The organism is Variovorax sp. E3 (assembly GCF_016082275.1).
Taxonomy (GTDB): Bacteria; Pseudomonadota; Gammaproteobacteria; order Burkholderiales; family Burkholderiaceae_C; genus Variovorax.
On the sequence record NZ_MOWM01000231.1, the window covers coordinates 1 to 8,332 of the forward strand.

At 67.6% G+C, this 8,332-nt stretch carries 7 protein-coding genes and 1 pseudogene; 4 read left to right on the plus strand and 4 right to left on the minus strand.

Annotation, left to right across the window (positions count from 1 at the left end):
- Window position 1 precedes the first annotated feature (1 nt).
- Window positions 2-847, plus strand: a complete 846-nt coding sequence (locus BMG07_RS38350; protein WP_198088868.1) for a M48 family metallopeptidase — start codon at window positions 2-4, stop codon at window positions 845-847.
- Between the two features lie 22 nt (window positions 848-869).
- Here BMG07_RS38350 and BMG07_RS38355 read toward each other — a convergent pair whose 3' ends face one another.
- From BMG07_RS38355 to BMG07_RS38370, 4 genes are all read right to left on the minus strand, one after another.
- On the minus strand, window positions 870-1,640 hold the full coding sequence (locus BMG07_RS38355) for an SDR family oxidoreductase (protein ID WP_198088869.1): 771 nt from the start codon (window positions 1,638-1,640) through the stop codon (window positions 870-872).
- Between the two features lie 68 nt (window positions 1,641-1,708).
- A complete protein-coding gene (locus tag BMG07_RS38360; protein WP_198088870.1) occupies window positions 1,709-2,629 on the minus strand; it encodes a pseudouridine synthase in 921 nt (306 codons plus the stop codon).
- Window positions 2,626-3,936: a leucine-rich repeat-containing protein kinase family protein gene (locus BMG07_RS38365; RefSeq protein ID WP_198088871.1), complete on the minus strand. Its 1,311-nt coding sequence runs from the start codon at window positions 3,934-3,936 to the stop codon at window positions 2,626-2,628. Before BMG07_RS38365 ends, BMG07_RS38360 begins: the two co-directional genes overlap by 4 nt.
- A gap of 9 nt (window positions 3,937-3,945) precedes the next feature.
- Window positions 3,946-5,016, minus strand: a complete 1,071-nt coding sequence (locus BMG07_RS38370; protein WP_198088872.1) for an MBL fold metallo-hydrolase — start codon at window positions 5,014-5,016, stop codon at window positions 3,946-3,948.
- Between the two features lie 119 nt (window positions 5,017-5,135).
- Here BMG07_RS38370 and BMG07_RS38375 point away from each other — a divergent pair, with 119 nt between their 5' ends.
- The 3 genes and pseudogenes from BMG07_RS38375 to aceK all read left to right on the plus strand — a co-directional run bounded on the left by BMG07_RS38375 (window position 5,136) and on the right by aceK (window position 8,219).
- A complete protein-coding gene (locus BMG07_RS38375) occupies window positions 5,136-5,540 on the plus strand; it encodes a MerR family DNA-binding transcriptional regulator (RefSeq protein WP_198088873.1) in 405 nt (134 codons plus the stop codon).
- 31 nt (window positions 5,541-5,571) lie between these two features.
- Window positions 5,572-6,359 (plus strand): annotated as a pseudogene (can, locus tag BMG07_RS38380) (carbonate dehydratase).
- 39 nt (window positions 6,360-6,398) lie between these two features.
- Window positions 6,399-8,219: a bifunctional isocitrate dehydrogenase kinase/phosphatase gene (gene aceK / locus BMG07_RS38385; protein ID WP_198088874.1), complete on the plus strand. Its 1,821-nt coding sequence runs from the start codon at window positions 6,399-6,401 to the stop codon at window positions 8,217-8,219.
- Window positions 8,220-8,332 lie beyond the last annotated feature (113 nt).

An 8,332-nucleotide genomic window follows, 5' to 3' on the forward strand; every position in this document is an offset into this window, starting at 1 on the left:
CATGCCCCCGGCGCCCGCGGCGCCGCTGCACGACGCCCATGCCGTGCCCGCGCCGCCGGCCGTGCCATTGGCCGACACGCTGACGCTGGCCAACTTCGCGCACCCGCAGGCCACGCGCGAGCTGGTGCTCGGCTCGGCGCGCGTGGCCTACGAATTCAAGCGCGGCAACCGCAAGACCATCGGCTTCCTGGTCGGCGCCGAAGGGCTGTCGGTGCGCGCGCCGCGCTGGGTGGCGCTGCGCGACGTCGATGCGGCCGTTCGCGAAAAGTCGGACTGGATCCTGCGCAAGCTCGCCGAAACGCAGCAGCGCCACGCGCGCGTCGAGGCCACCCGCATCGAGTGGCGCGACGGCGCGGAGTTTCCGTTTCTCGGCGAGCCGGTGGTGATCCGGCTCGACCCCAAGCACGGCTTTGCCAGCGTGGGCGGCACGCTCGACGCGCAAGAGGGCGCGGGCCCGCGCGTGCTGCGGCTGGCGGTGGCGCAGAACGCCGCGCCGTCGCAGATCCGCGATGCGGCGCAGGCCTGGCTCATGCGGCAGGCAAGGCGCCTGTTCATCGAGCGGCTCGACCATTTCGCGCCGCTGCTCGGCGTGCGCTGGCAGAAGCTGTCGCTGTCGAACGCGGCCACGCGCTGGGGCAGCGCAAGCGCCGACGGGTCGATCCGGCTCAACTGGCGGCTCATTCATTTCCGCATGCCGGTGGTCGACTACGTGGTCGCGCACGAACTGGCCCACCTGCGCGTGATGGACCATTCGCACCGCTTCTGGGAAACGGTCGAGAGCGTGGTGCCCGACTACGGCCTGCTGCGCCAGCAGCTCAAGGACGAAGCGGTTCCCCGCTGGTCCTGAAGCTCTTCTTCTTGGCGCGCGTTCAGCGCGCGTGCGTGACGCCGCCGTCCACCACCAGCGTCGAGCCCATCACGTAGTCGCCCGCGCGCGAAGCCAGGTAGATGGCCGCGCCGGCCATGTCTTCCGGCGTGCCGATGCGCCCCGCGGGAATACGGCCCTTGACCTCGTCGCCGTGGTCGCGCGCGTCCTTGTTCATGTCGGAGGCGAAGGCACCGGGCGCGATGGCGCTCACCACGATGCGCTCTTGCGCCAGCCGCAACGCCATGCGGCGCGTGAGCTGGATCAGGCCTGCCTTGCTGGCCGCGTACGAATACGTTTCCTGCGGGTTGACGGAAATGCCGTCGATCGACGCGATGTTGATCACCTTCGCGAGGTGGTCGGTCGCGGCCTTCGTGAGCATCGGCGTCAGCGCCTGCGTCAGGAAGAAGGGGGTCTTGAGGTTCAGGTCGACCACCTTGTCCCAGCCGCTTTCCGGAAACTCCGCATAGGGCGCGCCCCAGGCGGCGCCGGCGTTGTTCACGAGGATGTCGAGCGAGCCTTCGTGCCTGGCGTAGGCCTCGACCAGCGCCTGCGCGCCTTCCACCGTCGACACGTCCGCCGGCAGCGACACGCAGTGGCCGAAGGCCGACAGCTCCTTCGCGGTCTGGTCGCAGGCCGCGGCCTTGCGCGCCGAGATGTACACGCGCGCGCCCTGCGCCAGAAAGCCCTCGGCGATCATGCGGCCGATGCCGCGCGAGCCGCCGGTGATCAGGGCGGTGCGGCCCTTCAGCGAGAAGAGTTGGGTGGTATCCATGGTGCCGGTGTCTCCTGAATGAAAAGATTTCAGGAAACGAGCTTAGTGCGCGCCGCGCCGCACGCGCGTCACCTTGGCGCCAGCGACAGGCTCCGGGGGCTGGTGAAGCGGCGCGGCTCGCCCGTGACCGGGTCGGTGAACGCCACCGACTTGGCCAGCAGCTGCAGCGGCTTGCCGAAGTCGTCGGTGTTCTCGGGCAGCAGCACGGGGTAGATCGGGTCGTTGACGATCGGCATGCCCAGCGCCTGGCAGTGCACGCGCAGCTGGTGCTTGCGGCCGGTGACGGGCGAGAGCTTCAGCAGCGCACGGCCGCCGTGCGCCGCGAGCAGCTCGATGTGCGTCTCGGAGTTGGGCTCGCCGGGCGCTTCGCGTACGCGCATGAAATGGTCGTCGTCGACCAGCCGGCTGCGGTAGGTGGCGGGCACACACGACACGCCGTCCTGCCAGGGCACGACCGCCTCGTAGTGCTTGTCGATGCGGCGCTCCGGGAACATCTGCTGGTAGGCGCCGCGCGTTTCGAGCCGCGTCGAGAACAGCACCAGCCCCGAGGTGCTGCGGTCGATGCGGTGCAGCGGCACCAGGTCGTCGAGCTTCAGCTTGCGCTTGAGCCGCACCAGCAGGCTCTCCTGCAGGTATTTGCCGGTGGGTGTGACCGGCACGAAAGGCGGCTTGTCGGCCACCAGCAGGTGGTCGTCCTGGAACAGCACCTGCTCCTCGAAGGGGATGTGCACCTCGTTGTCGAGCGAGCGGTAGTAGTACACGCGCAGCGGCGACTGGTAGCGGCGCGCGGCGGTCACGGGCACGTGGTGCTCGTCGATCACGTCGTTGGCCGCGATGCGTTCGAGCCAGGCCTCGCGCGTGATGGCGGGGAAGCGCTCGATCAAGAATTCCGCGATGGTCGGCCACGGCCCGTAGGGCAGGCCGACGCAGCTGGGGCCCACGCCGTCGCGCGTGGGCAGCGGCAGCGTCGGCGGACGGCGCCGGGTCATGGCGACGAAGAGGCCCGCTGCAGCAGCGACAGCGCTTCGGCGAACGACGGGCGCGCCGCCGGCGTGGGCTGCAGGCAGCGGTCTTTCAAGGCGCCCACCGAAGCCGGCGCGGCGTCGGTGCAGCGTTCGAGCAGCTCTTCGAGCAGGCAGCCGAAGGCGCGCATCTCCAGCGCCTGGAAGGCACTAGCCTGCGCCGCGTCGAGCGCGCCGGTCATCCAGGCCGCGCCGAAGTCGCCGAGCCGGCCGCCGCGCTGTGCGTGCCACAGGATGTTGTGCGCGTAGAGGTCGCCGTGCAGCAGGCCCCGCGCATGCAGATGCTGCATGGCCGAGGCGATGTCCCGCGCGATGCGCAAGGCCACGTCGGCCGTCCAGCGCGCGTCGTCCGCATAGACGTCGCGCGTGCACGAGGCCAGGCTCGGCGGCCCCGCGAGCGTGACGAAGGACGGGTCGACCAGCCCCATCACCAGCCCTTCGGTACCTTGCGGATGGCCGTCGATGCGGCTTTGCGCGGCGATCAGCGTGGGGTGCTCACCCGCGCCGATGCAGGCGGCCATTTCGCTGTGCGGCCAGCCGTCGCTGGTGACCGCGCCCTTGAAGAGCTTGACCGCCACCTGTTGCGATGCGCCGAGCGTGGCCTGGTGGATCACGCCCGATGCGCCTTCGCCGAGCTGCCTGCCCAGCGTCAGCTCGCGCCAGTCGACGTGCGGCACCGACTGCGCGGCAATGGCCGCGTCTTCGGCCTGCGTGTCGAAGGGGTTGCCCGCGCAGGCGAGCCACGCCAGGCGTGGCAGCGTCGTGAGCCACGCGGGCAGCGTCTCGAAGCGATTGGCCGAAATGCGCAGCAGTTCGAGCTGCTTGAAGCCCGCCATCGACGGCGGCAGCGTGCGCAGCCGGTTGCCCGCCAGCATCAGCTTCTGCATGCGCGTGCAGGCGCCGAGCGAGTCGGGCAGCGCTTCGATCTGGTTGTCCGTGAGGATCAGCCAGCGCAGCGACGGCGGCAGCGAGGCGGCCGGCACGCTGCGGATCTGGTTGGCCTTGAAGCCGACGATGTCCAGGCCATGGCACTGGCCGATGGCCTCGGGCAGCGTGGTGAAGCGGTTGTCGGAGCAGAACAGCACGCGCAGCTTGTGCAGCCGGTGCAGGTCGCCCGGCAATGTGTCGAGCGCATTGCCCGACAGGTTCAGCACCTCGAGCGAGTCGGCAAGGTCGAAGACCTCTCGCGGAAACTCGGTGAGTCCGCACGAGAGATCGATTCTTCTTGCGCCTGCCAGCCGGCCCGCGCGCAGCTCAGCCAGCGTGTCGTTCATGCGGCAAGTCTAAGCCGTCGTGGCTTTCGGGCCGAAGCGGTAGACGCCGTCCTTGCCCAGCTCGCGCTTCACTTGGCCGGCGAACCACAGCAGGTGCAGGTGGGCCACGGTCTCGCCCATCGCGAAGGTCATCTGGTGCAGGTCGAGTTCGCGCTTGAACATGATCGGCAGGCCCTCGGCCGCCGTCAGCGGGCGCGCGGTGCAGGCTTCGAGCAGTTCGGCCAGCCGGTCGCGATGGTGCTCCTGCAGCTGGTCGACGCGGCGGTGGATGCCGGTGAAGGGCTTGCCGTGCGAGGGCAGGCCCAGCGTGTCGACCGGCAGCGTCTTGAACTTGTCGATGCTGTCCAGGAACAGGCGCAGCGAGTTCGCCTCGGGCTCGCCCGCGTGCACGCTCACGTTGGTCGAAATGCGCGGCAGCATCATGTCGCCGCCCAGCAGCAGCTTGAGTTCGTCGCAGTACAGCGCGATGTGCTCGGGCGCATGGCCGTAGCCGCTGATGCAGCGCCAGGCGTGGCCGCCGATCATCACCGTGTCGCCGTCGAGCATGCGCGTGAAGTTGTCGGGCACCGAGGGCACCATGTTCGCGTAGTAGTTGGTGCGCGCGCGGATCTTGGCGATCGACTCGGGGTCGGTCATGCCGTGCGAGGCAAAGAAGCGCGCGGCCTGCTCGCCGCCCGCCAGCGTGTCGCCGGCGGTGCTGAGCACGCGCGCCACGTGGTAGTCGGTCGAGCTGATCCACAGCGGCGCGTTCCAGCGCTCGCACAGCCAGTGGGCCAGTCCGATGTGGTCGGGGTGCATGTGCGTGACGATGACGCGCAGGATCGGCAGGCCCTGCAGCTGGGTCTCGAAGATCTGCTCCCATTGCTTGCGCGCCTCGTCGTGCGCGATGCAGCAGTCGACCACCGTCCAGCCTGCCACGCCGTCGATGGTGTCGCGCAGCAGCCAGAGGTTGATGTGGTCCAGCGCAAAGGGCAGCCGCATGCGGATCCAGCGCACGCCGGGCGCCACTTCCAGGGCCTGGCCGGGCTCGGGGAGCGTGTCGCCGAGGGGGTAGTGGAGTTCGCGTTCGAGGAGGTTCATGTAAGATTGACGTTTACGTAAACGTCATGAGTCAAGGGCACCATTGTAGGGAGCACGGCGCAAACCTGCTGTCGCCCCCGTAACCCTTCGACTGACGTTCCTTTTGCCCACCCGCCGCCATGCCCGCGCAGACTTTCACCATCAGCCAGCTCGCGAAGGAGTTCGACCTCACGACGCGGGCCATCCGCTTCTACGAGGACATGGGCCTGCTCACGCCCGAGCGGGCCGGGCTGCAGCGCATCTACAGCGCGCGCGACCGCGCCCGGCTCACGCTCACCCTGCGCGCCAAGCGCCTGGGCCTGAGCCTGACGGAGGCCAAGGACATCCTGGACATGTACGACAGCCCGCGCGACACCGTGCCGCAGCTGGAAAAGTTTCTCGGCGTGCTGGGTGCCCACAGGGCCCAGCTCGAGGCGCAACTGACTGAATTGCAGGCCAATCTGGCGGAAGTGCGCGAACACGAGAAAAAGGGCCGCGCCACGCTGGCCAAGGCACAAAAAGCCCAAAAGGCCGCCAAGGCCTGAAGAAACCCCGACTCATCGACAATAGCTGACTATGTCCGACACCGATAACCTCGACGACCTCTTCGCACACAACCGCGCCTGGTCCGCGCAAATGGAGCGCGACCGGCCCGGTTTCTTCACCGGCCTCGTCAAGCAGCAAACGCCGCGTTACATGTGGATCGGCTGTTCCGACAGCCGCGTGCCCGCCAACCAGATCACCGGCCTGGAGCCGGGTGAAGTGTTCGTGCACCGCAACGTGGCCAACATCGTTGTGCACTCCGACCTCAACGCGCTCTCGGCGATCCAGTTCGCGGTGGAGCACCTGAAGGTCGAGCACATCATGGTGGTCGGTCACTACGCTGCGCCGGCGTCAAGGCCGCGCTCAGCGGCGCGCGCATCGGCCTGGCCGACAACTGGATCCGCCACATCCAGGACGTGCGCGACCGCCACCACACCATGCTCGACAGCCTGCCCGAAGACGTGCGCGTCGACGCGCTGTGCGAACTCAACGTGGCCGAGCAGGTGGTCAACGTGGCCGTGAGCACCGTCATGGTCGACGCCTGGGCGCGCGGCCAGAAGGTGCGCATCCACGGCTGGACCTTCGGCGTGCACGACGGCCTGCTGCAAGACCTCGGCCTGAGCGTCGACGGCGCCAAGCCGCTGGACGCGGTCTACAAGGCCGCCGTGCAGCGCATCCGCTACAAGTGGAGCAAGCCCGGCGAAGTGATGCAGTCGCTGACGGCGCAGGGCACGCAAGTGAACCAGGCCGTGCAGGAAGCACAGGCCATGGCGCCGCAGCCCGAGGCCGACCAAGGCAAGGCCGACCCCGCAGCCGCCTGATCGGCGCTACCGCCGCCATCGTCGCCACCGCCGCCGGCCATGTTCCCGCAGCGCCTCGACTCGCCGCTGGCCTATGACATCGCCAAGGCGATGATGGACGGCTTCAACCGGCACTACCGGTTGTTCCGGGCCGAGTCGGCGCGCGCCAAGCACCGCTTCGAAACCGCCGACTGGCACGGCCAGCAGCGGGCGCAGCGCGAGCGCATCGAGTTCTACGACCTGCGCGTGAGCGAGGCCGTGGCCCGGCTCGAAAAAGAGTTCAAGGCCGGCGAGCAGCCCATGGACGTGTGGCACCAGATCAAGCTGCACTACATCGGGCTGCTGGTCGACCACCACCAGCCCGAGCTGGCCGAGAGTTTCTTCAACTCGGTCACCACCAAGATCCTGCACCGCGCGTACTTCCAGAACGACTTCATCTTCGTGCGCCCGGCCATCAGCACCGAGTACATCGAGCCGCGCGGCGCGCCCACCTACCGGCCCTATTACCCGGCGCACGACACGCTGGCCGACACCGTCGAGCAGATGCTCGACGACTTCGCGCTGCTGGGCAGCTTCGCCGACAAGCGGCGCGACGCGCAGCGCGTGGCGCACGTCATCCTGAACCGCTTTCACCAGGTCAAGCTGCGCGCCAACTTCCAGCTGCAGGTGCTGTCGGGGCTGTTCTTTCGCAACAAGGGCGCCTACGTGGTCGGCAAGATCATGAACGGCTTCGTCGAGATCCCGTTCTCGCTGCCGATCCTGCACGACAGCCACGGCAAGTTCTACATCGACGCGGCGCTGTTCGGCGAAGACGACCTGCAGATGCTGTTCAGCTTTGCGCGCGCGTACTTCATGGTCGACATGGAAGTACCCTCGGCCTGGGTGCAGTTCCTGCGCTCGCTCATGCCGCGCAAGCCGCGCGCCGAAATCTACAACGCGCTCGGCCTGGCCAAGCAGGGCAAGACGCTGTTCTACCGCGACTTTCTCTCGCACCTGAACTATTCGAGCGACCGCTTTCGCATCGCGCCCGGCATCAAGGGCATGGTCATGCTGGTGTTCGACCTGCCGTCGTTTCCGTTCGTGTTCAAGGTCATCAAGGACTTCTATCCGCCGCAGAAGGACACCACGCGCGAGCAGATCAAGGGCAAGTACATGCTCGTGAAGCAGCACGATCGCGTGGGCCGCATGGCGGACACGCTGGAGTACAGCGACGTGGGTTTTCCGCTCGACCGCTTCGAGCCCGAACTGATCGAAGAGATCCGCAAGTTCGCGCCCAGCCAGCTGGAGATCGGCGACCGCGACGGCAACGGGGAAATGGAGCTGGTGGTCAAGCACGTCTACATCGAGCGCCGCATGATCCCGCTGAACATCTACCTGCAGGAAGCCTTCGACACGCTGGCTCACCCCGAGAGCCCGGCGCACGCCAGGCGCGCGAAAGACCAGCTCGAGCATGCGGTCGTGGAGTACGGCAACGCCATCAAGGACATGGTGGCGGCCAACATCTTTCCCGGCGACATGCTGTGGAAGAACTTCGGCGTCACGCGCGGCGGCAAGGTGGTGTTCTATGACTACGACGAGATCGAATACGTCACCGACTGCAAGTTCCGCAAGGTGCCCGCGCCGCGCAACGAGGAAGACGAGATGAGCGGCGAGGTCTGGTATTCGGTCGGCCCGAAGGACGTGTTCCCCGAGACCTTCGAGCCCTTTCTGCTGGGCAACCCGGACGTGCGCGCCGCCTTCATGGCGCACCACGCCGACCTGCTCGACGCCGCCTTCTGGCAGCACCACAAGGAACGCATCCAGGCCGGGCAGATGCTCGATGTGTTCCCGTACGAAGAGTCGCAGCGCTTCCAGCATGAAGGCCACGCGACGCATTTTTGACCCTGTCGGTTGTTTTTGATTTTCGCTTTCACATCATTCCTGAAGGAGACCTCCACATGTCCGAATCCATCGTCATCGTCGGCCTGGCCCGCACCCCCATGGGCAGCTTCCAA

What these genes read in the sequence shown, in the direction of transcription:
- BMG07_RS38355 (WP_198088869.1), bottom strand. Translation starts at nt 1,640, where the DNA reads ATGGATACCACCCAACTCTTCTCGCTGAAGGGCCGCACCGCCCTGATC.
- BMG07_RS38365 (WP_198088871.1), bottom strand. Translation starts at nt 3,936, where the DNA reads ATGAACGACACGCTGGCTGAGCTGCGCGCGGGCCGGCTGGCAGGCGCA.
- BMG07_RS38350 (WP_198088868.1), top strand. Translation starts at nt 2, where the DNA reads ATGCCCCCGGCGCCCGCGGCGCCGCTGCACGACGCCCATGCCGTGCCC.
- BMG07_RS38375 (WP_198088873.1), top strand. Translation starts at nt 5,136, where the DNA reads ATGCCCGCGCAGACTTTCACCATCAGCCAGCTCGCGAAGGAGTTCGAC.
- aceK (WP_198088874.1), top strand. Translation starts at nt 6,399, where the DNA reads ATGTTCCCGCAGCGCCTCGACTCGCCGCTGGCCTATGACATCGCCAAG.
- BMG07_RS38370 (WP_198088872.1), bottom strand. Translation starts at nt 5,016, where the DNA reads ATGAACCTCCTCGAACGCGAACTCCACTACCCCCTCGGCGACACGCTC.
- BMG07_RS38360 (WP_198088870.1), bottom strand. Translation starts at nt 2,629, where the DNA reads ATGACCCGGCGCCGTCCGCCGACGCTGCCGCTGCCCACGCGCGACGGC.